23 protein-coding genes are annotated in these 23673 nt (G+C 52.7%); 11 read left to right on the forward strand and 12 right to left on the reverse strand.

Going from position 1 to position 23673, the window contains the following annotated elements; translation table 11 throughout:
- Nucleotides 1–179: 179 nt before the first annotated feature.
- The 6 genes from OGY37_RS05690 (at nt 180) to OGY37_RS05715 (ending at nt 6281) form a co-directional block, all read left to right on the forward strand.
- Nucleotides 180–836, forward strand: coding sequence for a TVP38/TMEM64 family protein (locus OGY37_RS05690; RefSeq protein ID WP_286620337.1), 657 nt, complete (start codon nt 180–182; stop codon nt 834–836).
- Entirely contained in the window at nt 833–1543 is a 711-nt protein-coding gene (locus OGY37_RS05695) for a TVP38/TMEM64 family protein (protein WP_063941485.1), read from the forward strand. Before OGY37_RS05690 ends, OGY37_RS05695 begins: the two co-directional genes overlap by 4 nt.
- Nucleotides 1544–1575: 32 nt before the next feature.
- On the forward strand, nt 1576–2745 hold the full coding sequence (locus tag OGY37_RS05700; RefSeq protein WP_286620318.1) for an ABC transporter substrate-binding protein: 1170 nt from the start codon (nt 1576–1578) through the stop codon (nt 2743–2745).
- Nucleotides 2718–4253, forward strand: coding sequence for an ABC transporter permease family protein (locus OGY37_RS05705; protein WP_149280855.1), 1536 nt, complete (start codon nt 2718–2720; stop codon nt 4251–4253). The genes OGY37_RS05700 and OGY37_RS05705 overlap by 28 nt, the downstream gene beginning before the upstream one ends.
- Nucleotides 4253–4885, forward strand: coding sequence for an ATP-binding cassette domain-containing protein (locus tag OGY37_RS05710; protein ID WP_204191775.1), 633 nt, complete (start codon nt 4253–4255; stop codon nt 4883–4885). Before OGY37_RS05705 ends, OGY37_RS05710 begins: the two co-directional genes overlap by 1 nt.
- Before the next feature lie 88 nt (nt 4886–4973).
- Nucleotides 4974–6281, forward strand: a complete 1308-nt coding sequence (locus tag OGY37_RS05715; RefSeq protein WP_126318358.1) for a sulfurtransferase — start codon at nt 4974–4976, stop codon at nt 6279–6281.
- Nucleotides 6282–6381: 100 nt separating this feature from the next.
- On the opposite strand, the gene OGY37_RS05720 is transcribed toward OGY37_RS05715, so the two are convergent.
- Together OGY37_RS05720 and OGY37_RS05725 are read right to left on the reverse strand one after the other, a co-directional pair.
- A complete protein-coding gene (locus OGY37_RS05720) occupies nt 6382–7005 on the reverse strand; it encodes a CDP-alcohol phosphatidyltransferase family protein (protein ID WP_286620320.1) in 624 nt (207 codons plus the stop codon).
- Nucleotides 6998–7567: a carboxymuconolactone decarboxylase family protein gene (locus OGY37_RS05725; RefSeq protein WP_149280853.1), complete on the reverse strand. Its 570-nt coding sequence runs from the start codon at nt 7565–7567 to the stop codon at nt 6998–7000. The genes OGY37_RS05720 and OGY37_RS05725 overlap by 8 nt, the downstream gene beginning before the upstream one ends.
- Nucleotides 7568–7646: 79 nt before the next feature.
- Between OGY37_RS05725 and OGY37_RS05730 the strand changes: the two genes are divergently transcribed.
- Nucleotides 7647–8060 (forward strand): pyrimidine (deoxy)nucleoside triphosphate diphosphatase, encoded by a 414-nt coding sequence (locus tag OGY37_RS05730; RefSeq protein ID WP_126956334.1) that lies wholly within the window; start codon nt 7647–7649, stop codon nt 8058–8060.
- Here OGY37_RS05730 and OGY37_RS05735 read toward each other — a convergent pair.
- Nucleotides 8020–8280, reverse strand: coding sequence for a YnjH family protein (locus tag OGY37_RS05735; RefSeq protein ID WP_197971219.1), 261 nt, complete (start codon nt 8278–8280; stop codon nt 8020–8022). The genes OGY37_RS05730 and OGY37_RS05735 overlap by 41 nt on opposite strands.
- A 252-nt stretch (nt 8281–8532) precedes the next feature.
- On the opposite strand from OGY37_RS05735, the gene gdhA reads away from it, so the two are divergent.
- Nucleotides 8533–9876, forward strand: a complete 1344-nt coding sequence (gdhA, locus tag OGY37_RS05740) for an NADP-specific glutamate dehydrogenase (RefSeq protein ID WP_003832501.1) — start codon at nt 8533–8535, stop codon at nt 9874–9876.
- Nucleotides 9877–9963: 87 nt separating this feature from the next.
- Here the strand turns inward: gdhA and OGY37_RS05745 are convergent, their stop codons facing one another.
- The 3 genes from OGY37_RS05745 to OGY37_RS05755 form a co-directional block, all read right to left on the reverse strand.
- Nucleotides 9964–11910, reverse strand: coding sequence for a DNA topoisomerase III (locus OGY37_RS05745; protein ID WP_286549825.1), 1947 nt, complete (start codon nt 11908–11910; stop codon nt 9964–9966).
- Nucleotides 11911–11914: 4 nt separating this feature from the next.
- Nucleotides 11915–12958: a selenide, water dikinase SelD gene (gene selD / locus OGY37_RS05750; RefSeq protein ID WP_003832497.1), complete on the reverse strand. Its 1044-nt coding sequence runs from the start codon at nt 12956–12958 to the stop codon at nt 11915–11917.
- Between the two features lie 116 nt (nt 12959–13074).
- Entirely contained in the window at nt 13075–13626 is a 552-nt protein-coding gene (locus tag OGY37_RS05755; RefSeq protein WP_148362079.1) for an NAD(P)H nitroreductase, read from the reverse strand.
- Between the two features lie 175 nt (nt 13627–13801).
- Between OGY37_RS05755 and sppA the strand changes: the two genes are divergently transcribed.
- From sppA to pncA, 3 genes are read left to right on the forward strand one after another with little or no spacing between them, the layout of a single operon-like run.
- Complete coding sequence (sppA, locus tag OGY37_RS05760) at nt 13802–15658, forward strand: signal peptide peptidase SppA (protein WP_286620322.1); 1857 nt, start codon at nt 13802–13804, stop codon at nt 15656–15658.
- Nucleotides 15659–15713: 55 nt separating this feature from the next.
- Complete coding sequence (ansA, locus tag OGY37_RS05765) at nt 15714–16730, forward strand: asparaginase (RefSeq protein ID WP_003832492.1); 1017 nt, start codon at nt 15714–15716, stop codon at nt 16728–16730.
- Nucleotides 16731–16744: 14 nt separating this feature from the next.
- On the forward strand, nt 16745–17383 hold the full coding sequence (pncA, locus tag OGY37_RS05770; RefSeq protein ID WP_148362081.1) for a bifunctional nicotinamidase/pyrazinamidase: 639 nt from the start codon (nt 16745–16747) through the stop codon (nt 17381–17383).
- 37 nt (nt 17384–17420) lie between these two features.
- On the opposite strand, the gene OGY37_RS05775 is transcribed toward pncA, so the two are convergent.
- The 6 genes from OGY37_RS05775 to OGY37_RS05800 all read right to left on the reverse strand — a co-directional run bounded on the left by OGY37_RS05775 (nt 17421) and on the right by OGY37_RS05800 (nt 23664).
- A complete protein-coding gene (locus tag OGY37_RS05775; protein WP_191219443.1) occupies nt 17421–18779 on the reverse strand; it encodes an MFS transporter in 1359 nt (452 codons plus the stop codon).
- A gap of 140 nt (nt 18780–18919) precedes the next feature.
- Nucleotides 18920–19678: a DeoR/GlpR family DNA-binding transcription regulator gene (locus OGY37_RS05780; RefSeq protein ID WP_032943120.1), complete on the reverse strand. Its 759-nt coding sequence runs from the start codon at nt 19676–19678 to the stop codon at nt 18920–18922.
- Nucleotides 19679–19814: 136 nt separating this feature from the next.
- Nucleotides 19815–20798 (reverse strand): NADH-dependent methylglyoxal reductase, encoded by a 984-nt coding sequence (ydjG, locus tag OGY37_RS05785; protein ID WP_003832488.1) that lies wholly within the window; start codon nt 20796–20798, stop codon nt 19815–19817.
- A gap of 9 nt (nt 20799–20807) precedes the next feature.
- Nucleotides 20808–21755: a carbohydrate kinase family protein gene (locus OGY37_RS05790; protein ID WP_126318370.1), complete on the reverse strand. Its 948-nt coding sequence runs from the start codon at nt 21753–21755 to the stop codon at nt 20808–20810.
- Between the two features lie 4 nt (nt 21756–21759).
- Nucleotides 21760–22596, reverse strand: a complete 837-nt coding sequence (locus tag OGY37_RS05795) for a ketose-bisphosphate aldolase (protein ID WP_003832486.1) — start codon at nt 22594–22596, stop codon at nt 21760–21762.
- Between the two features lie 24 nt (nt 22597–22620).
- Nucleotides 22621–23664 (reverse strand): NAD(P)-dependent alcohol dehydrogenase, encoded by a 1044-nt coding sequence (locus OGY37_RS05800; protein WP_149608243.1) that lies wholly within the window; start codon nt 23662–23664, stop codon nt 22621–22623.
- Nucleotides 23665–23673 lie beyond the last annotated feature (9 nt).

A 23673-nucleotide genomic window follows, 5' to 3' on the forward strand; every position in this document is an offset into this window, starting at 1 on the left:
TTTATTCTGTGCAAAATCAATAAAGTGACGGTAATACATTGTTACGGCCGGGAATTTATTATATCTTCGCGCGCGCTTTTCGCTGATGAAAATGCTCCATTGCACTCGGTTTTACAGGAGAACCCCCATGAAAAAGAAGTTCGCATAAAGCAGAATACCGGCTGCTGATTGTCGCGGTCCTGTTCTGCGTTCTGGCGGGAGTTTTCCATCATTATGGTCTGACCGACCTGATAACCAATTTCCATCATTTACAAGACGTCATCCGCCAAAGCGGTATGTTCGGCTATACGCTTTATATCCTGCTTTTTATTGTTGCTGCGCTGTGTCTGATTCCAGGCAGCATCCTGGTGATCGTCGGCGGTGTGCTGTTTGGCCCCGTGGCTGGGACGCTTATCTCGTTAGTGGCTGCAACCGTGGCCTCAGCGCTGTCGTTTTTGCTGGCTCGCTGGCTTGGACGGGATCTACTACTGAAATACGTTGGGCACACGGCGACGTTTCAGGCTATCGAAAAAGGCATTGCCCATAGCGGAGTAGACTTTCTGATCCTGACCCGGCTCGTGCCGCTGTTCCCCTATAATATTCAAAATTACGCCTATGGGCTGACGACCATTCCGTTCTGGTCATTTACCGTAATATCGGCACTTACCACCTTACCCGGCATCTTTATCTATACGCTGATGTCGCATGAACTCGCCAGCGAAGGCATTACCCTGGTATTCATCGGTAAGCTCAGCGTGGCAGGGCTGGCGTTATTCGCCCTCGTTCAGGCAGCCAAAGCCTGGGCCCGATATAAGCATATCGATCCGTCAGCCAACCATGAGTGTACAGGTAAATGATAAAACGGAATAAAGCGCGGCTGGCTCGCTATTACCGGGTGGGTTTGATTGCTCTGCTACTGCTCGGGCTAATGGCATGGGCATGGATACCTGGCGTGAGTGATTTTCTCCACGGCAGCCTGGCAGCATTTACCACACTCGATCAGCATGCTCTGGAAAACTTTATTCGTTCTTATGGAACCCAGGCGGCGGTGGTGTCGTTCTTCCTGATGATCTTACAGGCCATCGTTGCACCGCTTCCTGCGTTTGTGATCACGTTTGCCAATGCCTCGCTGTTTGGCGCATTTTGGGGCGGCGTACTATCCTGGAGCAGCGCAATGGCAGGTGCGGCGCTGTGCTTTTTTATTGCCCGCATTTTAGGTCGCGGTGCGGTAGAAAAGCTGACCGGAAAAACGGTGCTGAACAATATGGACGCTTTTTTCGAGCGCTATGGTAAGCACACTATTCTGGTCTGCCGCCTGTTACCTTTTGTGCCGTTCGACCCGGTAAGCTACGCGGCAGGCCTGACCTCAATTCGTTTTCGCCATTTTTTCATCGCCACCGGCATCGGACAGTTACCCGCCACTATCGTCTACTCATGGGCGGGAAGCCTGTTAACCGGCGGCACATTTTGGTTTGTGACGGGTCTGTTTGTCCTGTTTGCCCTAAGCGTGGTGATATCGGTGGCGAGAAGCCTTTATCTTGAGCGCCAACGGAAAAAAAGCTGAGACCTTCCCCCATTTTTAACCATGGAGATATTATGCGTTACTGCTTATTGTGTCTGAGCTTGTTGCTCTGCCCGCTGGCGACGTTTGCCCAGGACGCCAGCTGGCAACAAATCAAAAATGACGCCCGTGGTCAAACGGTGTGGTTCAACGCCTGGGGTGGCGACAATGCAGTTAACCAGTATCTCGACTGGGTTAGCGGCGAGATGAAAACGCACTACGACATTAACCTGAAAATCGTGCGCCTGGCAGACGCTGCCGATGCCGTAAAACGCATCCAGACGGAAGCGGCATCCGGGCGAAAAACCGGCGGCTCTGTCGATTTACTGTGGGTTAACGGCGAAAACTTCCGTACGCTAAAAGAAGCCGGGCTACTGCAAACCCAGTGGGCGCAAACGCTGCCTAACTGGCGCTATGTTGATACACAAAAACCGGTGACCGAAGATTTCTCCGTTCAAACAGAGGGGGCTGAATCACCGTGGGGCGGTGCCCAACTCACTTTTATTGCCCGGCGCGATCTTACCGCGCAGCCGCCACAATCTCCGCAGGCACTGTTTAAATTCGCGCAGGCGCACCCTGGCACGGTGACCTATCCACGCCCGCCCGACTTTACTGGAACGGCTTTTCTTGAGCAGTTGCTAATTTCGCTCACCACCAAACCACAGGCATTGAAAGTTGCGCCTGATGCAGCGACATTCGCCGAAGTTACCGCGCCATTGTGGCAGTATCTTGATACTTTGCATCCTGTACTTTGGCGTGAAGGCAAAGATTTTCCGCCCACGCCAGCACGAATGGATGCACTGCTCAATAGCGGTACCCTGCGTTTATCATTGACCTTTAACCCGGCCCACGCGCAGCAAAAAGTGGCGAGCGGCGAATTGCCTAAAAGCAGCTACAGTTTTGGTTTCTCACAGGGCATGCTCGGCAACGTGCACTTTGTTGCCATTCCGGCGAATGCCCACGCCAGTGCCGGAGCAAAAGTCGTGGCAAACTTCCTGCTTTCTCCTGAAGCACAACTGCGCAAAGCTGACCCGGCTGTCTGGGGAGATCCTTCGGTGCTTGATCCACAAAAATTGCCTGACGAACAGCGTGATGCGCTGCTGGCGCGGATCCCACAGGGGCTCCCTGCCGTGTTGCCAGAACCGCATGCAGCCTGGGTAAACGCTCTGGAACAAGAATGGTTACGCCGCTACGGTACGCATTAATTCTGCTACTCTGGGCCATCATGGCGGCAGTTTATCTGCCGTTGGCGCCAGCGGCATGGTCTCTGATAACACCGGCGCTTAGTACCACACACTGGCTGGCGCTCTTTGCCGATCCTCAACTCCCGCAGGCGTTACTGGCAACGCTGGTTTCCGTCGGCCTCGCGGCTGGGGGCGCGCTGATCATCGCGCTGCTGGCGATCCTCGCCTTGTGGCCCGGCGCAGGCTGGGTACGTCTGTATACGCGTCTTCCTTGGCTGCTGGCAATTCCGCACGTTGCCTTCGCCACCAGCGTGCTGTTGGTTTTTGCTGAAGGCGGCATACTTTGGCAATGGCTCCCGTTCCTCAGCCCACAGCCGGACCGCTACGGCATTGGACTTGGCGTAACGCTGGCGGTGAAAGAGAGCGCTTTTTTGTTATGGATTCTCTCGGCCCTACTGAGTGAGAAACAACTTTCTCAGCAGGTTATCGTATTGGATTCGCTGGGTTACAGCCGACTGCAATGCCTGAACTGGCTGGTTCTGCCCGCTATCGGCCCGGCATTAGGTAAAGCTATGCTGGCGATTGTTGCCTGGTCACTCTCCGTTGTTGATGTGGCAATCGTTCTTGGCCCCGGCAATCCGCCAACGCTTGCCGTATTGAGCTGGCAGTGGCTCAGTCAGGGCGACGTCGAACAGCAGGCGAAAGGCGCACTTGCCAGTCTGTTACTGGTGCTGTTGCTCCTTGTTATCGCGCTGGTGGGTTATCTGCTCTGGCGTGCCTGGCGACATACTATTCCGGCAGTAAACGGTGAACGCCAGCATTTTTCATCTATGACAATCGCACGCCCGCTGGTACAGATTTTGCCCGTCAGCGGTGTGGTATGCGCGCTGGTACTGGCGCTTATCGCCAGCTATTCCTCGCTAAACAACGAGGCGCTCAACAATAGCCTGCAACTGGGGCTCCTTTCCAGCGTGCTGGCGCTACTGATACTTTTTGCCTGGCTGGAATGGGGTCCACAAACCGGACACCGCTGGGTCTGGCTACCGCTCATTTTGCCTGCGCTACCACTGGTAACCGGACAATATCTGCTGGCGTTAGATGCCGAACAAGATGGACTGATGACGACCATTATCTGGGGCCACCTGCTGTGGGTGATGCCCTGGATGCTATTTGTGCTTAAACCGGCTTGGCAGCGCATTGACCCACGATTAATTTTGATTGCGCAAACCCTGGGCTGGACGCGGGGGCGGATATTCTGGCTGGTGAAATGCCCGCAGCTGGCGCGCCCGGCATTGATTGCCTTCGCGGTTGGCTTCTCGGTCAGTATCGCCCAGTATATGCCAACGCTGTGGCTAGGTGCCGGACGCTATCCCACATTAACCACCGAAGCGGTGGCATTAAGCAGCGGCGGTAGCAGTGCGATTCTGGCAACACAAGCGTTGTGGCAGCTGCTTTTACCACTGCTCGTTTTCGCACTTGCAGCCTTTCTCGCCGCGTGGATCGGCCGCTTTCGACAAGGACTCCGCTAATGCTTACTGTACGAGGCGTTTCGTTGTACCAGGGCGCGAAAGCGCTGGTGAAAGACGTTAATTTTCAGGTTAACAAAAGTGACATCGTCACTATTATGGGACCTTCCGGCAGCGGGAAATCTTCGCTGTTTTCATGGATGATCGGGGCGTTGTCTCCCCAGTTCCAGGCCTCAGGCGAACTGTGGCTTAATGAACGACGCATCGATACGTTACCTACCGCGCAGCGCCAGATTGGCATTTTGTTCCAGGATGCGCTGCTGTTTGACCATTTCAGCGTTGGGCAGAATTTACTGCTGGCCTTACCCGCCAGACTGCAAGGTCCTGCCAGGCGCCATGAGGTAGAAAGCGCCCTCGCACGCGCGGACCTGGCAGGATTTTATTCACGCGATCCGGCTTCGCTCTCCGGTGGGCAGCGTTCGCGGGTCGCCCTGCTCCGCGCGCTGCTGGCGCAGCCCCAGGCGCTGTTACTTGATGAACCCTTTAGCAGGCTGGATGCGTCGCTACGCGATAACTTTCGCCAATGGGTCTTCACCGAGGTGCGTAAGCTGGGGATCCCGGTGGTACAGGTGACCCATGACGCGCAGGACGTGCCGCCTGCAGGCCGCGTATTTCAGATGGAAAACTGGGCGTGAATGTGTCGATATGCTGCGTTAACGCAAGGTTTTTACGTAACTGGCGGCACAGAATGTCGTCTTCTTTTTTTCAATGTCGGGCTATTCGATGAAACGTGTTTCTCAAATGACCGCGCTGGCACTGGCTTTAGGGCTCGCTTGCGCTTCTTCCTGGGCTGCTGAAACAGCACAGGCGCTCACCCTCAACCAGTTACAGCAAAAGCAAGGCGCGGCGATCGATACCCGTCAGAGCGCTTTTTACAACGGTTGGCCACAATCGCTCAATGGTCCTTCAGGACACGAACCTTCCGCACTGAATCTGTCTGCCGCCTGGCTCGACAAGATGAATGATGAACAACTCAGCGCCTGGGTTAAGTCACATCAACTTAAGACCGACGCTCCGGTGGCGCTGTATGGCCGTGATAACGACATGCAGGCCGTTAAATCCCGTCTGCAAAAAGTTGGCTTTAACCATATCTCAACCCTCAGCGATGCGCTGACAGATCCTGTGCGTCTGCAACGTCTGCCGCACTTCGAACAGTTGGTTTACCCACAGTGGCTGCACGATCTTCAGCAGGGTAAAGACGTGACTGCCAAACCAGCGGGTAACTGGAAAGTGATTGAAGCCGCCTGGGGCGCGCCGAAGTTGTACCTGCTCAGCCACATCCCCGGCGCGGGTTACATTGATACCAATGAAGTTGAAAGCGAACCGCTGTGGAATAAGGTTTCCGATGAGCAGCTTAAAGCGATGCTGGCGAAACACGGTATCCGCCACGACACCACGGTAATTTTATACGGCCGCGATGTCTATGCCGCCGCACGCGTGGCACAAATTATGTTGTACGCAGGCGTGAAAGACGTTCGTCTGCTCGACGGCGGTTGGCAAACCTGGTCCGACTCAGGTTTACCGGTCGAACGCGGCACTCCGCCAACGGTGAAACCAGAACCTGATTTCGGCGTGAAAATCCCTGCCCAGCCGCAGCTGATGCTCGATACGGAACAGGCTCGCGGTCTGCTGCATCGCCAGGATGCGTCTTTAGTAAGCATTCGTTCATGGCCAGAATTTGTCGGTACTACCAGCGGCTACAGCTACATTAAGCCAAAAGGTGAGATCGCAGGCGCACGTTGGGGCCACGCGGGCAGCGACTCCACCCACATGGAAGATTTCCATAACCCGGATGGCACCATGCGCAGCGCGGATGACATCGCCGCCATGTGGAAGCAATGGAATATCCTGCCGAATCAACAGGTCTCTTTCTATTGCGGTACCGGCTGGCGTGCTTCAGAAACGTTTATGTATGCCCGCGCGATGGGCTGGAAAAACGTCTCTGTTTACGATGGTGGCTGGTACGAGTGGAGCAGCAATCCGAAAAACCCGGTCGCCAGCGGTGAACGGGGTCCGGACGCCAGCAAATAAGAGCGTCATTATTGCCGGATGCGGCGAGAGCGCTTTACCCAGCCTGGATAAACCATCATTGGAGGCCGGATAAGCGAAGCGCATCCGGCAACGTAATATCTTACGCCTGACGCTGAACCGCTTTCAGCGTCAGATATCCGCTCCAGATCCGGGTGAACGTTGTCATCCAGCACAGCGCGCCAAAGACCCACGCCAGCACGGCAAAATAGTCCGGGAACAGACACCCCAACACAAACAGCAAAATCGTCTCAGTTCCTTCGGTTAATCCACCCAGATAATAAAACGATTTATGCGCGTAACCGGGGTTATCAATCTGATGTTTTGCTGCCAGTGCGGCGAAGGCCAGAAAGCTGCTACCGGTGCCAATAAACGCGAACAACAGCCAACTGCCTGCCAGCGCATTTTGCGCCGGAGCGGCAAGAATAAAACCAAACGGCACTAAGGCGTAAAAGAGAAAATCGAGCGAGATATCGAGAAATCCGCCGGCGTCGGATAGTCCTCTGCGCCGCGCCAGCGCCCCATCCAGTCCGTCAAACAACCGATTGAGTACAATGGCCACCAGCGCCGCCAGATACCAGCCTAACGCCAGAAATGGCAACGCCAGCACGCCAATGGCAAATCCGACCAGCGTAAGTCCGTCCGGGGTAATCGCCGGTTTATCAATAATACTTACGCACCGATGCAACAGCGGTTTTAATCGTGGATGAAGATGGCGGTCAAGCATGCGGGCGTCCTTTAAAACTGTCACACAGTCCCTGCGAGGGAATATCGAGAGCGGCATTAAAACGCGCCGAGAGATTTTGAAACGCAATCAGCGCGGTCATTTCCGTAATGGCATCATCGGTAAAATGCTGCTTCATCTGCGCTTTCAGCGCATCGTCAACCTGTGGAGGCGTTGCGGTAACCGCATCGGCATAGGCCAGCGCTACGCGTTCTTCAGCGCTAAACAGCGTCGAATCTTGCCAGTTGACAACCTGCATGACTTTATCCAGCGCGCCACAGCGTTCTGCCAGCCGTAAACTATTCGCATCAACACAGAAAGCACAGTGGCAGACCTGAGAAACGCGGGTCATCAACAGCGCGCGCATCACCGGCGTTAAGCGCGCCTTTTTACGCTCCAGAAACCCGACAAACAGCGCCACCAGCCAGAACAGAAACGGCATCCGCCCCCACCAGCGCGTGGGATGCAGCACATCGCCATAATGTTTTTTCTGCGTGGCAACGAGCGGTTTTAAACTGGAAGGGATACGCGTTAACGGCTTTACCCACGACTGAGGTTCGTTCAACGGTGACTCCTGAATACTTTAGATAAAACAAAGATAACGATAGTATGTCATTTTCTGCTGTTAGATCTTGATGAATATGATGAAAACCCTCGACGTGGTCGCCGCTATCATTGAACGTGATGGCAAAATTTTACTGGCTCAGCGTCCGCTTCATGCGGATCAGTCAGGCATGTGGGAGTTTGCCGGGGGTAAGGTTGAGCCGGGCGAAAGTCAGCCCGAGGCGCTGATCCGTGAATTGCGTGAAGAGTTGGGCATTGAGGCGGTCGTGGGGCGCTACATTGCCAGTCATCAACGCGAGGTTTCAGGCCGATTGATTCACCTACACGCCTGGCATGTGCCGTCTTTTCAGGGGGAATTGAGAGCATTTGAACATCAGGATATCGTCTGGTGCTCACCTGAAGAGGCGCTGCGTTATCCACTGGCGCCCGCCGATATCCCGTTGTTAGAGGCGTTTATCCTTTTACGCGCCGCCAGACCAGCGGATTCGTGCTGATCGTTTTATCATCGCGCTGGCACTGCAACAGAACGCCATCGGCTTTAATCACCGCCCCTTCAGAGTAGTTTTGATCCTGATAAATACAGCACTGGCTACAGGGCTGTGCCCGTTGACCGCTGGAACTGAACACTTCCGGCGGTACATTCACCTGCACATCCGGGCGATAAAGCTGATTTGCCATCGTCGCGCTGGACACCAGAACCAACGCTCCTGCCATGATTAAACGGCGCATTGTGTTTCCTTTTTAACTGACATTTATGCTCAGTATAACGGTATAAATCGGCAGAAACTTTAGTCCCTTCCATCATCGTTTTTGGTTATGACCCACGGCGCAATATTAATTTACTTAGCGGGGTTAATTTTTTCTTGCGTCACGTCACACTGCTGATGGTATAGTCAAAAACTGCACAACACATAACATAAATATCAAAAATATAACCATATCAATACATAAGAGGTTCTTATATCTATGGATCAGACATGTTCTCTGGAGTCATTTCTCAACCATGTGCAAAAGCGCGACCCGAATCAGACCGAGTTCGCGCAAGCCGTTCGTGAGGTAATGACGACGCTGTGGCCCTTTCTTGAGCAGAACCCGCGTTATCGTCAGATGTCGTTGCTGGAACGTCTGGTTGAACCGGAGCGCGTGATCCAGTTCCGCGTAGTTTGGCTGGACGATCGCAATCAGGTGCAGGTCAACCGCGCGTGGCGCGTACAGTTTAGCTCTGCCATTGGCCCGTACAAAGGCGGTATGCGTTTCCACCCTTCCGTGAACCTGTCTATCCTGAAATTCCTGGGTTTCGAGCAGACCTTTAAGAACGCCCTCACCACGCTGCCAATGGGCGGTGGTAAAGGCGGGAGCGATTTCGATCCGAAAGGTAAAAGCGAAGGCGAAATCATGCGTTTCTGCCAGGCACTGATGACCGAACTGTTCCGCCATTTAGGTCCTGATACCGACGTCCCGGCGGGCGATATCGGCGTGGGTGGTCGTGAAGTCGGCTTTATGGCCGGGATGATGAAAAAACTGTCCAACAACAGCGCCTGCGTCTTTACCGGTAAAGGTCTCTCTTTTGGCGGCAGCCTGATCCGCCCGGAAGCCACCGGCTACGGTCTGGTGTACTTCACCGAAGCAATGCTCAAACGCCATGGTCTGGGCTTTGAAGGCATGCGCGTGGCGGTTTCTGGCTCCGGCAACGTGGCGCAATTCGCCATTGAGAAAGCCATGGAGTTTGGCGCGCGGGTAGTTACCGCCTCTGATTCCAGCGGTACCGTGGTTGACGAAAGCGGATTTACTAAAGAAAAACTGGCGCGTCTGTGTGCGATCAAAGACAGCCGTGACGGTCGCGTGGCGGATTACGCCCGTGAGTTTGGTCTGACCTATCTGGAAGGCAAACAACCGTGGTCGGTTCCGGTCGACATCGCCCTGCCGTGCGCCACTCAGAACGAACTGGATGTCGATGCAGCGCGCGTACTGATCGCCAACGGCGTGAAAGCTGTCGCCGAAGGGGCAAACATGCCGACCACTATCGAGGCCACAGATCTGTTCCTCGAAGCGGGCGTACTGTTCGCACCGGGTAAAGCCGCAAACGCCGGTGGCGTAGCGACATCCGGTCTGGAAATGGCGCAAAACGCCGCTCGTCTGGGCTGGAAAGCGGAGAAAGTGGATGCGCGCCTGCACCACATCATGCTGGATATTCACCATGCCTGCGTTGAATACGGCGGCGAAAGCAAGCAGACCAACTACGTACGTGGCGCCAACATCGCGGGCTTCGTGAAGGTTGCCGACGCGATGCTGGGTCAGGGCGTGATTTAATTCAGAACTGTTGTTTCCGTAGGCCTGATAAGCGTCGCGCCATCAGGCATTGCCGGATGCGGCCACGTGCCTTATCCGGCCTACAAATTACACGCCTGCCTCTTCCGATGGCGGGCTTTTTTTCGCCGGACGTTTACGCGGCGCGCTTTTTTTCTTATCGCTACCACTACCGCCAGGTGCAGCAATTCCACGAAAGCGTCGTACCGGTGTGCTGCGCGCCTGATCGATAAGCTGATACAGCGTCCCCACCAGCGGCTGCATGAAATCCTGATAGCGACACTGCTTTTCGCTGATTTGGGTCAGGATAGATTCCCAGTGCGCTGTCATGTCCGGGCGCGTCGCCATTTCTGGCAACGAGTGGAACAGCGCTTTTCCCGCGTCAGTCGAATGGATATAACGTCCTTTTTTCACCAGGAATCCACGCTTAAACAGCAGCTCGATAATTCCGGCACGCGTCGCTTCCGTACCTAAACCATCCGTTGCGCGCAGGATCTTTTTCAGATCTTTATCCTGCACGAATCGCGCAATCCCGGTCATCGCTGACAGCAGAGTTGCATCAGTAAAGTGCCGCGGGGGCTGGGTCTGACGTTCAACTACTTCGCCTTTTTCGCACAGCAGTTCGTCATCTTTTGCCACCATCGGCAGCGGCGTCCCGTCATTATCTTCGTCGCGCTCTTTGTTGCCGAGCAGCGTGCGCCATCCGGCTTCCGCCAGAAAACGCGCTTTAGCGACAAACTTACCTTTGGCGATATCCAGCTCAATAACGCACTTCCTGAATACCGCATCTGCGCAAAATTGCATCAGATACTGACGGGCAATCAGGTTGTAAATTTTCGCTTCGTTGTCATTCAGGTTGATGGACGAACTGCGCGCGGTAGGAATGATGGCGTGGTGCGCATCCACTTTTTTGTCGTCCCAACAGCGATTTCGCGTATCGGGATTGACCGCCGGCTGCGGGAGCAGATCCGGCGCATGGACGCTAATCGCGTTCAGTACCGCGTGACGCCCGGCAAAGTGTTCTTCCGGCAGATAACGGCTATCCGAACGCGGATAGGTAATCAACTTATGGGTTTCATACAGTTTCTGGCAGATATCCAGAACGTTTTGCGCACTTAAACCGAAGCGCTTCGCCGCTTCAATCTGCAACGCAGACAGCGAGAACGGCAACGGCGCGGATTCTGATTCCCGTTTATCGTTATAGCTGGTGACTATCGCCGGTTGACCGTTAATGCGGTTCACCACGTGTTCAGCCAGCGTGCGATTCAGCAAGCGCCCTTCTTCATCCTGATACGGCTCACACGCTTCGCTCGGCTGCCAGATAGCGGTAAACCGCTCATCGGAAGGCGTTACGATATGCGCTTTCACTTCGAAGAAGTCTTTGGCGACGAAGTTCTCTATCTCTTCATCGCGACGCACAACCAGCCCGAGCACCGGCGTTTGTACGCGCCCGACCGAAAGTACGCCCTGATAGCCCGCGTTACGTCCAAGAATGGTGTAAGCGCGCGTCATATTGATACCGTACAACCAGTCCGCACGCGCTCGCGCCAGTGCCGACACGCACAGCGGGATAAACTCACTGTTGGCGCGCAGCCGCTCAATAGCCCGCTCAACGGCCTGCGGGTTGAGGTCGTTAATCAGGCAACGCTGCACCTTCTGGCGCTTTTCAGGTGCCAGTTGCAGGTAATCCAGCACTTCATCCACCAGCAGTTGCCCTTCACGATCGGGGTCACCGGCGTGAATAACTTCGCTGGCTTCATGCAAAAAGCGCTTAATGACGTTGAGCTGTTTGGTCACCGAGGGGCGCGGTTGCAGTTGCCACTTTTCCGGGACAATCGGCAGATCGACCAGACTCCAGCGAGCATAACGACTGTCGTAGGCATCCGGCTGCGCCTGTTCAAGCAGGTGACCAATACACCAGGTCACCACTTGTCCATTTCCGCATTCGATAAAACCATCGCCTTTGCGATGCGGCTTCGGCAGCACATCGGCGATAGCACGCGCCAGACTTGGTTTTTCGGCAATAAACAACCGCATCGAGTTAACGAATCTCAACCATGGCGCGACCGCCACGAGCTTCCACCAACTCACCAATGGCGGTGAGATCGATACCGAACTGTGCCGCTGCCGCTTTCACTTCGGCTTCAGCTTCCGGCGTTACCGCCAGCAACAGGCCACCGGAAGTTTGCGGATCGCACAGCAGATCGCGTACCGATTGCGGCATTTCACCCATCAGGTGTCCGTAGCTGGCAAAGTTACGTTGGGTACCACCCGGCACCGCGCCCTGCGCGATGTATTCTTCAACGCCAGGCAGTTTAGGAATATCCTGGTAGACGATCTGCGCCTGAACGCCTGCACCCTGACACATCTCACTCAGATGTCCCAGCAGACCAAAACCGGTAACGTCGGTCATGGCTTTCACGCCGTCGATATCGGCGAATGCCGCACCGGCAATGTTCATCCGGCACATCACTTCTGTCGCCAGTCCTTTGTGTTCTTCTTTCAGCAGTGATTTTTTCTCAGCAGTTGTCAGAACGCCAATACCCAGAGGCTTGGTCAGGAACAACTTACACCCTGCTTCAGCGGTGCTGTTTTTCTTCACGCGTTCGGTCGGCACAACGCCGGTTACCGCAAGGCCGAAGATTGGCTCTGGGGCATCGATAGAGTGACCGCCCGCCAGCGCAATACCCGCCTGACGGCAGGCAAAGCGTCCGCCTTCGGTTACTTCGCGGGCGATTTCCGGTGCCAGCTTATCCAGCGGCCAGCCCAGAATAGCAATTGCCATAATCGGTTTGCCGCCCATAGCGAAAATATCGCTGATGGCGTTAGTCGCAGCGATGCGGCCAAAATCAAACGGATTATCGACAATCGGCATAAAGAAATCGGTGGTGCTGATAACGCTGGTGCCGTTTCCCAAATCGTATACGGCCGCGTCGTCGCGGGTTTCATTACCCACCAGTAAGTTCGGATCAACAAACTTCGCCTGCTCGCTGTGCAGGATGGTTTCCAGCACTTTTGGGGAAATTTTACAACCGCAACCGGCTCCGTGGCTGTATTGCGTTAAACGAATAGCTTGCTCGCTCATGGACATCTCCTGTCATTGCAATCCGGATATGGTAGCGCTCATTCCATGATGTGGTAAGAGTGACTGTCTGAATTCGGGTGTCTTTGCTCAGAATCCAGACAGTTTTGCCGTTGAGATCAGAAATAACGGACGAATGCGCCCGGATCGGCAAGGTTAATCGTCGTGGATGCTTTTAGCTGCGGTGTGCCCAGATAGAGGAAACCGACGATTTTATCTTGCGGGCGACAGTCGAATGCTTCGCGAACGACCGCACTTTCGGTTAATGCACCACTGCGCCAGATACCGCCAAAGCCCTGGGCAATTGCGGCCATCTGCATAGCCATCACCGCACAACCGGCAGACATTTCTTGTTCCCACAGAGGAACCTTGTCGTTTTCTTCACATTTCGCCACCACGGTAATAATTAGCGGCGCGCGAAACGGTGCGCTGCGGGCTTTGTCCTGGGCTTTCTCGTCACTGCCTGCGGCAATCGCGCCTTTTTCAAGCACCGCGCTAAAACGCTCACGCCCTTCGCCCTCAATGACAAAGAATTGCCACGGTTGCAGCGTTTTGTGGTCTGGCGCGCGCATACCCGCCCGCAGAATGTTTTGCAGTTGCTCTCCTGTCGGGGCCGGCTCGACGAGACGAGAGGCGCTACGACGGGTAATCAGTAATTCGAGTGCATCCATTTGCTTAACTCCAACAATGAGATTTGTTCACAAAATTAACACGTGAGCAGATTTTGTTACAGCACAGGCGGTGATTCCTGCTGACAAGTGCCTGTCGGGTCATTACGATAGCCTCATCTTATCGCCTTTCTCCGGAATTTCGGGGTGGCGTGTTGTTAATCGGTAGGGAGAATACATGCGAACCCTGTGGCGATTTATTGCCGGATTTTTTAAATGGACATGGCGATTACTGAATTTCGTCCGTGAATTTGTGCTTAACCTGTTCTTCATCTTGTTGGTGCTGGTGGGTGTGGGCATCTGGATGCAGGTCAGCAGCAGCAATACCAGTGAACACGCTGAGCGAGGCGCACTGCTGCTGGATATCTCGGGGGTGATTGTCGATAAGCCTTCGAGCACCAGTCGTTTAAGCGTTATTGGTCGTCAGCTGTTTGGCGCCAGTTCCGATCGTCTGCAGGAAAACTCCCTGTTCGATATCGTGAATACTATTCGCCAGGCAAAAGATGATCGCAACATCACCGGCATTGTGATGGATCTGAAAAATTTTGCCGGGGCCGACCAGCCTTCCATGCAGTATATCGGTAAAGCGCTGCGGGAATTCCGCGACAGCGGCAAACCGGTCTTTGCCGTGGGCGATAACTTCAGCCAGGGGCAGTACTACCTCGCCAGTTTCGCCAATAAAATTTATCTCTCTCCGCAGGGTTCCGTTGATCTGCACGGCTTTGCCACCAACGGTTTGTACTACAAGTCCCTGCTCGACAAGCTGAAAGTTTCCACACACGTATTCCGTGTCGGGACTTATAAGTCTGCCGTAGAACCGTTCATTCGTGATGATATGTCTCCTGCCGCGCGCGAGGCCGACAGCCGCTGGATCGGCGAGCTGTGGCAGAACTATCTCGACACGGTCGCTGCCAACCGCCAGATCCCTGCTCAGCAGGTGTTCCCGGGCGCACAGGCCATGCTGGACGGTTTGACAAAAGTCGATGGCGATACCGCGAAATATGCGCTCGACAACAAACTGGTGGATGCACTCGCTTCCAGCGCTGAAGTCGAAAAAATGCTGACCAAACAGTTTGGCTGGAGCAAAGCGGATAAAAATTATCGCGCCGTCAGCTATTACGATTACTCGCTAAAAACGCCAGCGGATACTGGGGACAGCATTGGCGTCGTCTTCGCGAATGGCGCAATTATGGACGGTGAAGAAACCCCTGGGAACGTGGGCGGAGACACGACTGCCGCGCAGATCCGCGAAGCGCGTCTTGATCCGAAAGTGAAAGCAATTGTCCTGCGCGTGAACAGCCCTGGCGGCAGCGTCAGCGCTTCCGAAGTCATTCGCGCTGAGCTGGCTGCGGCAAAAGCGGCAGGCAAGCCGGTTGTCGTGTCCATGGGCGGCATGGCGGCATCCGGTGGGTACTGGATCTCCACCCCAGCAAGCTACATTGTGGCGAACCCCAGCACGCTGACCGGTTCAATTGGGATCTTTGGCGTGATCAACACTGTGGAAAACAGTCTGGATTCCATTGGTGTACACACCGACGGCGTGGCGACATCCCCACTGGCGGATATCTCCATTACCAAGGCGTTACCACCTGAAGTGCAGCAAATGATGCAACTGAGCATCGAGAACGGCTATAAGCGCTTTATCACGCTGGTCGCAGATGCGCGTAAGACAACGCCTGAGCAGATTGACAAAATCGCGCAGGGCCACGTCTGGACCGGCCAGGATGCGAAAGCCAACGGTCTGGTAGACAGTCTGGGTGATTTTGATGACGCCGTGGCGAAAGCGGCTGAGCTGGCCAAACTGAAGCAATGGCACATTGAATATTATCAGGACGAACCGACATTCGTTGATATGGTGATGGACAGCATGTCCGGTTCCGTTCGTGCCATGCTGCCTGAAGCGATCCAGGCGATGCTCCCGGCGCCGCTCGCTTCTGCGGCGAGTACGGTTAAAGCAGAAAGCGAAAAGCTGGCCGCGTTTAACGATCCGCAAAACCGCTATGCGTTTTGCCTGACCTGCGCCAACGTTCGCTAACTATTGACCCCTCTTCGGGATGAAGAGGGGTTTTCTTTGAGACAGAAGAAAAGTCATGCAAAAGAAATCGATTTACGTTGCCTATACCGGCGGTACCATTGGTATGCAGCGCTCAGAACAGGGTTATATTCCTGTTTCCGGTCATCTCCAGCGTCAGCTGGCACTGATGCCTGAATTCCACCGCCCAGAGATGCCAGACTTCACCATCCATGAATACGTTCCGCTGATGGATTCCTCCGACATGACGCCAGAAGACTGGCAGCATATTGCGGAAGACATTAAAGCGCACTACGACGATTACGATGGTTTTGTCATTCTGCACGGCACTGACACCATGGCGTTTACGGCTTCGGCACTCTCATTTATGCTGGAGAATCTGGGCAAGCCAGTCATTGTGACAGGGTCACAAATCCCATTAGCAGAGCTACGTTCTGACGGACAAATCAATTTGCTGAATGCGTTGTACGTTGCAGCAAATTATCCGATCAATGAAGTTACCCTGTTTTTCAACAATCGATTGTTTCGCGGCAACCGGACCACTAAAGCGCATGCTGATGGTTTTGACGCGTTTGCCTCACCCAACCTTGCACCACTGCTGGAAGCCGGGATCCACATTCGCCGGCTGGGAACTCCGCCCGCACCTCACGGCACAGGTGAGTTGATTGTGCATCCTATCACTCCGCAACCGATTGGCGTGGTCACTATTTATCCTGGGATCTCCGCTGATGTAGTACGCAACTTCCTGCGCCAGCCGGTAAAAGCATTAATTTTGCGCTCCTACGGCGTGGGCAATGCGCCGCAGAATAAAGAGTTCCTGAAAGAACTTGAAGATGCGAGCTCGCGTGGCATTGTGGTGGTGAACCTTACGCAGTGTATGTCCGGCAAGGTGAACATGGGGGGCTACGCGACAGGGAATGCGCTGGCACATGCTGGCGTGATTGGCGGCGCGGATATGACCGTCGAAGCCACTCTCACCAAACTGCACTATTTGCTGAGTCAGGGACTGGATACGCAGACAATTCGTGAAGCAATGACGCAAAATCTGCGTGGTGAGCTCACACCTGACGATTAAAGGAGTCTATGCCCATGGCCCGAGCCTTACTGTTGGTCGATTTACAAAATGACTTTTGTGCCGGTGGTGCCCTCGCGGTCCCACAAGGTGACAGCACAATCGATATCGCCAACCGCCTGATTGACTGGTGTGCCATACGCGGCGACACGGTCGTTGCCAGTCTGGACTGGCACCCGGCGAATCATGGTAGTTTTGCCAGCCAGCATCAGGTCGAGTCCTACAGCCAGGGACAACTCGATGGCCTGGCGCAGACGTTCTGGCCCGATCATTGCGTACAAAACAGCGAAGGTGCTGCCCTGCATCCGCTGCTGAACCAGCGTGCGATAACTCAAACGTTCACTAAAGGTGAGAACCCGCTGGTCGACAGCTACAGCGCGTTTTTTGATAATGGTCGTCGTCAGGCTACCGCGCTGAATGCATGGCTACTCGAACACCGCATTGCCGAGCTCATCATCATGGGTCTGGCTACCGACTATTGCGTTAAATTCACCGTTCTGGATGCGCTCGATCTTGGCTACACCGTCAGCGTTATAACCGACGGCTGCCGTGGCGTTAATATTCAACCCCAGGACAGTGCAAATGCCTTTATGGAAATGGCAACTGCGGGCGCAACGCTGTATACGTTGGACGACTGGCTGGAAACCCAGCCGTAAGCGATGCCGACAGGGTCTCTCCTGTCGGCGCGTTATCTCAGGCCAGCGCTGAAATCTCTTCCAGCGATACTTTGCGCGTTTCGATGCCGAAACAAAAAAGAATCAGCGCACATAGTACCAACATTACTCCTAGCACGATAAAGACCGTAACCGAGCCATAGCGGGTCAACAAAATAGCGACACCATAAGGCGTAAACACAGCGACAATCCTCCCCACAGCATTCACAAAACCCGATCCTCTCAATCTAAGATGCGTGGGCCATAGTTCCGGGACATAAACTGCAGAGGCAAAGCAGACATACATATACAGAAAAAAAATCATCACCAGCCCGTAGCTCAGAATTGCCCACTCTTCAGTTTGAAGCGAATAGAAATACCCAAGCAAGGCGATAATAATCAACAAGAATGAGCCAAACAATCGCCGAGGAAAGCGATCGATAATTAACGCGGCAATAAATATCCCAACCGGCGCGCCAATCATAATTATCGCGGTCATAAATATGGATTTCGTTACATCGATTCCCGAATTAACAAATATCGTCGGGATCCATACAGTAATGGTATAGAGCGAAATATTCATTGCGATAAGCACCGTGATCGCCACCAATGTACAGCGTAACATTGGCCCCTTAAATAAGAGCCAAAATGAACCACTTATCGTACTTAAATCCGCCGACGAGCATTCGCTCCGGCAGGATGGTAAAGTGATGTTTTTTTCTTTCTCAATTTGCGATTCCACCTGCATAAGATGTTTTTCAGCTTCGCTTCTCTGCCCTTTGCCAGCCAGCCAACGCGGGGATTCAATATAGTATTTTCCCGACAGATACCAGGCCAACAGCATTGCCATGCCGCCGAGCAGAAACATCACCCGCCAGCTTAAAAGTGCAATAATCACGACGCCAATTGCCGCAGATAGCATTGGTGCCCAGTTGCCGACAAATGACAGACGGGCAGACCATTTCCCACGAACCGCGGGTGGAATGAATTCTGTAAATGAGGCATAGCCCACCATAATTAGCGCCCCCATTCCAATCCCCATCAGACAGCGGAAGAAAATAAGCCAGTACATGTTGGGCACAAACGTTGCAGCGCAGGCTGAGGCCCCGACGATTAACAAATTGACGCGGAACGCTTTGCGTCGACCGAGATAATCACCAATAAACCCACCGGCTAGCGAACCGATAAAGTAACCAAACATCAGCGCTGAGGTAAACGCGGCATTTAGATAATTGTTTGACCAGCCTGTGCTGACTAGTTTTGCTAATACCACATTCCCGGAATAGCTGAGAAAACCAGTGATTAACAAACTAAAACTAATAATTCCAAAAATACGAAAATGAAATCGAGATAAAGGTAAGCGATCTAATCTTGCGCCGATAGGGTCACATTGTTCCATCTGGATGCCTCAAATTCAGCTAAATAGAAAGTATGGCGATCGCGGCAGAAAAATTTTGCCGCGCCATCCATCATCATTAGATTCTTATGGCATTTACCAGGTGCAAACTTAAAATAATATCGACACAACCCTCGTTATAGCTAATAAACGAGTTGAATATTATTCTCTTTGCAAAATGCAATCCACTCTGCACCCGGTGCCTTATTGGTTATTAGGTAATTAATATGGCTAAAGTCCACGAGCTGAACGAAAGCTTTACGGTCAAACTTTGAGTGATCAACTAACAGGGCCACCTCAGTCGCCTGACGGATCATGGTTTTTTTGATTTCCGCTTCCGCTTCATTAGAATCAAGCGCCCCACTCTGCATATCCAAACCTTTGCAGCTCATCACCATGATATCAACATGATAACGGCTGATAATCTCCTTGGTGATTCTTCCCTGCAGCGACAGCGTATTCTTATTCAGCTCACCGCCGGTAGAAACCACGTTAATTTCTGACTGCGCCAACTCATGAAATGCTTCAGCCGAATTGGTAAGCAACGTCAGATCGTTTCTTTCCTTCAACAGCTTTAATAATTCCATCGCGGTACTGCTGGAGTCGGCAGCCATTGTGGTCTTATTTTTAATAAACGGTAATGCATTACGGGCAATGATCTGCTTTTCTTCGAAGAAAGATTTTGCACGCTTATAAAAATGAATATTGTCGGACAACGCGGTGGTATTGAGCACTGCACCGCCATATGTTCGGGTCAAAAAACCTTCATCTTCCAGTTTTTCAAGATCGCGGCGAATCGTTTCCTCAGTCACCTGAAAGATTGAACTTAAATTAGATACCGCCACTTTCTTATCGTTAGCCACCATTTGCTTAATGGCTTGAATCCTGTCTTTTGCCGCCACGATGACACCTCTGTTTCCTGCAAAGTAATAATAAGACCCTAGTATCTCACAGGCTATGTTTATTTTCAAAAGAACATGTCTGAATCACAGATTTCAATACTTTTTTACGCAGAAACAGAGGTCAATTCTATCCGACTTAATTTATATCCAACGCTTCCGCCATTCGCCTCATCAATAATGAATCATCATCTGTCAGGGGAATGGTTAACGCCTCGACGTTCTCGCGAACCTGTTCAGGTGCGGTTGCACCACTCAGTAAGGTGATCAAATCGCTTTGCTTTAAAATCCACGCCAGAGCTAATGCGGGGATTGTGCAGCGGTATTTTTCACACAGTGGCTGCCACTGCTCTAGCATATCAATCACCCGCAGCATATTTTCCCGCTGAAACCAAACCTTGTTAGCCCGTGCGCCGCCAGGAACATAATCTCGGGCGATAGTACCGGTCAACAACCCCTGCTCAAGCGGTGAATATACCTGCACGATGATGCCATTCTGCTGGCATAGCGGCAGCAGATCAGCTTCCAGCGCCCGGTCAAGAATGCTGTACTTGGCCTGGATGATATCCAGCTCACCGTGTTTGAGATACTCTTTGATATGCCCGGCATCGACGTTCGCCGCACCAATCGAACGGATTTTCCCCTCTTTTTTCAGTGCATTCAGCGTGTCTACGGTTTCCGCAATCGGCGTAAAACAGGGTTCGACCGACTGCCAGTGGGTCATATAGATATCAATACTGTCGATACCCAATCTTTGCAGGCTGGCATCAACCTCCTCACGAATAGACTCAGGCGTGAGGTTTTTATACAGCTGGCGATCGCCCACTTTGTTAAACAGGCTGCCTGTTCGCTCCCAGACGATGCCGCATTTGGTTTCAACAACTACCTCGCTGCGCTGCAGCTTTTTCAGCGCCTGACCGACAATCACTTCACTGTTGCCAAAGTTGTAGCCTGGCGCGGTATCAATCAGATTAATACCGCAGCGATGCGCCTCAACAATGGTATCAATACAAATCTGCAAATCGAGATCGCCATTCCATGCCGGACCGCCGCCAATGGCCCATGTACCTAATCCCATGCGGGAAAGCGTAATATCCGTACTGCCTAAAGGAATCATTTTCATCTGCCGCTATTACCCTTCGTATTCGTCAAGAAGTTGTTCAACCAGCTTTCTGTTCTTCACACCCGTCGTCGCGCCCACGCTCAGTACCGATATTGCCGCCGTTGCATTAGCAAACAGCGCGCAGTCGCGAAGCGGCTTACCTTCAAGCAGCGCGGAGATAAATCCTGAAGCAAAGTTATCCCCCGCGCCGATGGTGTCGATGGCGGTAATCCCCGACACGGCCGGGACTACCATTTTCATATCGACACGTTTGATAAAGCAGCCTCTTTTGCCGGTCTTAATCACGACGGTTTTCACACCACAGTTCAGGAAACTGTCGGCAATCTCATCCAGCGTATCTTTCCCGGTGAGCAGTTTTGCCTCTTCAAAATTGGGAAACAGATAATCCACGTAGCTCAGCGCTTCACGGATGTCGTCCAGCGTTTCATTCAGTCGCGGTTTAATCATATCCGCGCAGATAATGAGCTTATGCGCTTTCGCCTGTGTGAAAATTGCCGTCAGTGCATCACCATCCAACAACGGGCTATTAAAAATACTCGCTAGCGACAGCAGCTTTGCCTGAGAAAAACGGTCGAAATCAACATCGTTTATATTCAGTTTCCATAAGCTGCCGTTACGGTTAGTCACAAAGGTGCGTTCGCCATCAGCGGTGACTAAACCTACGTTAATGGAAGTATCAATATCAGCATCCTGCTTCAGGCTTTTAATATCAATATTCTCCCGATGGCAGTGGTCGACAATAAAATAACCGGCTGCATCATTACCTATCCGACTCATTAACGCCGTGCGATGGCCAAGGCGAGAAATAATCGTCGCCTCATTAATAGCGTCACCTCCCGTGGTCATTGCTATTCGTTCTAATGGATAAGAGTCAACATCAAAGATATTTTTACTCACTGGTTGCAAGGGAATATCAACAATTGCCGCCCCTATACAAATAACCTCGATATTATCCATATTGTCATTCCGCTTTACCGTCAGAGCCAAACAGTTTGATTTTCTCCAGCGCGCGCTCTTTTACCGCTTTGCGAACTTCACGCTCAACGTGCAGGAACGGCTGATTCTGGTTCTCCTGCACCGCCGCCATTGCCGCCTGGCACAGTTCGGTATGAATATTGATTTTCGAAATACCTAATGAAATGGCTTTTTTGATATCCGCATCGCTAATGCCGGACGCGCCGTGCAGCACCAGCGGAACGGATACCGCCTCGCGCACGCGTTTGACCACATCGAAATTCAGTTTCGGCTCAGAGGTATAAACGCCGTGCTGGTTACCAATCGCCACCGCCAGAGAATCGCAGCCGGTACGCTCGACAAATTCCGCCGCCTGACTCGGGTCGGTATAGTGATAGCCCGCCAGCGCTTCTTCATAAACCGTTTCATTCCCCACGTGGCCCAGCTCCGCCTCAACCGGAATACCCAACGGATGGAAGAAGTCCACCGCCTCTTTAGTCAGGCGAATATTCTCTTCGAAATCAAAAGCGGAGGCATCGCGCATCAGTGAATTCATGCCGTGAGTCCAGGCGTTATGAATAATTTCCATGCTGCGCCCGTGATCCCAATGGGTAATAACCGGCACCGAGGCTTTTTTCGCCATCGAAACCATCATATGTGAAAAATCTTCAAACGAGGTATTACCCACAAAACCGGTGCCGAATGAGATAATCACCGGCGATTTAGACTCTTCCGCCGCATCCATCACCCCCATTAACATTTCCGCATTCCACACGTTAAAGTGGGCAATCGCATAATGTTTATTCTGGGCATCATTTTCCCAATATTTAATATCTGCCAGCATAGTTGTTTCTCCCTTTTCAATAAATTAATGGTTAACTTTAATAACGCCTTTGATAATTTCACATTTGTTGTTAACTGACTCATCAAACGCGCGCTGAACATCTTCATAATCATAAATATGCGTCACCATCGACTTAACATCGAAACGCCCGGAGGAAATGGCTTCAATAGTGACCGGATAGCGGTTGGCGTAGCGGAAAACAGTCTGAATGGAGACTTCACGGTTAATTTTGAGGAAATTAATTGCCGAATCACCAGGAACCGTCCCAACGATCATGATTTTCCCACCGCGCATCACCAGGTACGGAGCCTGCTTAACGGTGATTGCCGAGCCGGCAGTTTCAAAAACAATGTCAGCCCCCATATCGCCGGAGAACTGCTGACAGCGGGCAACGGTGTCCTCTTTCGCCCCGTTGATCACAGTCGTCGCGCCAAGCTGCTCGGCCATGGCCAGACGCTTTTCCAGGACATCAACAACGGCGATGTCGGTAGCACCCAAACATTTACAGGCTTGCAGGGTCATTAAACCAATACAGCCCGCCCCCAAAATGACGATTTTCTTGCCCGGTTTAACGTCCGCCAGCATTGCGGCATGCATCCCTACCGCCGCAGGCTCTACCAGCGCGCCTTCCATGGTGTCCATGTTATCGGGCAGCTTGTAAGTGAAGCTCTCCGGATGGCACAGATAGTGGGTTAGCGCGCCGCGATAATTAGGCTGCGTGGCCATAAAGTCGACATCAGGACAGATGTTGTATTTGCCCTCCAGACAGTAGCGGCAGTGACCGCACGGCACGCCGGGTTCAATGTTCACCCGGTCGCCCGGTTTAAATTTACTGACGCGATTTCCTACCGCCACCACCGTACCGGCACATTCATGTCCGAGGCCAATTTCCTGGTTCGGGTCTTTTGGCGGAATAAAGGGACCTGATTCGAAACCGTGAACATCTGAACCGCAAATACCTACGTATTCAATTTTGATCAGTACTTCATGCTCTTTGGGTACCGGGATATCGGCGGCAATAATTTTCATCGTGCCCGGCGTTTTTAATATCGCTTTTGAATTTTTCATTTTATTTCC

The sequence above is a fragment of the Citrobacter sp. Cpo030 genome (assembly GCF_030333005.1).
Lineage (GTDB): Bacteria > Pseudomonadota > Gammaproteobacteria > Enterobacterales > Enterobacteriaceae > Citrobacter > Citrobacter portucalensis.

Excerpts from the sequence above, each read along its gene's own strand:
- OGY37_RS05695 (WP_063941485.1), top strand. The coding sequence starts at position 833 with ATGATAAAACGGAATAAAGCGCGGCTGGCTCGCTATTACCGGGTGGGT.
- OGY37_RS05700 (WP_286620318.1), top strand. The coding sequence starts at position 1,576 with ATGCGTTACTGCTTATTGTGTCTGAGCTTGTTGCTCTGCCCGCTGGCG.
- OGY37_RS05705 (WP_149280855.1), top strand. The coding sequence starts at position 2,718 with ATGGTTACGCCGCTACGGTACGCATTAATTCTGCTACTCTGGGCCATC.
- OGY37_RS05710 (WP_204191775.1), top strand. The coding sequence starts at position 4,253 with ATGCTTACTGTACGAGGCGTTTCGTTGTACCAGGGCGCGAAAGCGCTG.
- OGY37_RS05715 (WP_126318358.1), top strand. The coding sequence starts at position 4,974 with ATGAAACGTGTTTCTCAAATGACCGCGCTGGCACTGGCTTTAGGGCTC.
- OGY37_RS05720 (WP_286620320.1), bottom strand. The coding sequence starts at position 7,005 with ATGCTTGACCGCCATCTTCATCCACGATTAAAACCGCTGTTGCATCGG.
- OGY37_RS05730 (WP_126956334.1), top strand. The coding sequence starts at position 7,647 with ATGAAAACCCTCGACGTGGTCGCCGCTATCATTGAACGTGATGGCAAA.
- OGY37_RS05735 (WP_197971219.1), bottom strand. The coding sequence starts at position 8,280 with ATGGCAGGAGCGTTGGTTCTGGTGTCCAGCGCGACGATGGCAAATCAG.
- gdhA (WP_003832501.1), top strand. The coding sequence starts at position 8,533 with ATGGATCAGACATGTTCTCTGGAGTCATTTCTCAACCATGTGCAAAAG.
- OGY37_RS05745 (WP_286549825.1), bottom strand. The coding sequence starts at position 11,910 with ATGCGGTTGTTTATTGCCGAAAAACCAAGTCTGGCGCGTGCTATCGCC.
- selD (WP_003832497.1), bottom strand. The coding sequence starts at position 12,958 with ATGAGCGAGCAAGCTATTCGTTTAACGCAATACAGCCACGGAGCCGGT.
- OGY37_RS05755 (WP_148362079.1), bottom strand. The coding sequence starts at position 13,626 with ATGGATGCACTCGAATTACTGATTACCCGTCGTAGCGCCTCTCGTCTC.
- sppA (WP_286620322.1), top strand. The coding sequence starts at position 13,802 with ATGCGAACCCTGTGGCGATTTATTGCCGGATTTTTTAAATGGACATGG.
- ansA (WP_003832492.1), top strand. The coding sequence starts at position 15,714 with ATGCAAAAGAAATCGATTTACGTTGCCTATACCGGCGGTACCATTGGT.
- pncA (WP_148362081.1), top strand. The coding sequence starts at position 16,745 with ATGGCCCGAGCCTTACTGTTGGTCGATTTACAAAATGACTTTTGTGCC.
- OGY37_RS05775 (WP_191219443.1), bottom strand. The coding sequence starts at position 18,779 with ATGGAACAATGTGACCCTATCGGCGCAAGATTAGATCGCTTACCTTTA.
- ydjG (WP_003832488.1), bottom strand. The coding sequence starts at position 20,798 with ATGAAAATGATTCCTTTAGGCAGTACGGATATTACGCTTTCCCGCATG.
- OGY37_RS05790 (WP_126318370.1), bottom strand. The coding sequence starts at position 21,755 with ATGGATAATATCGAGGTTATTTGTATAGGGGCGGCAATTGTTGATATT.
- OGY37_RS05795 (WP_003832486.1), bottom strand. The coding sequence starts at position 22,596 with ATGCTGGCAGATATTAAATATTGGGAAAATGATGCCCAGAATAAACAT.
- OGY37_RS05800 (WP_149608243.1), bottom strand. The coding sequence starts at position 23,664 with ATGAAAAATTCAAAAGCGATATTAAAAACGCCGGGCACGATGAAAATT.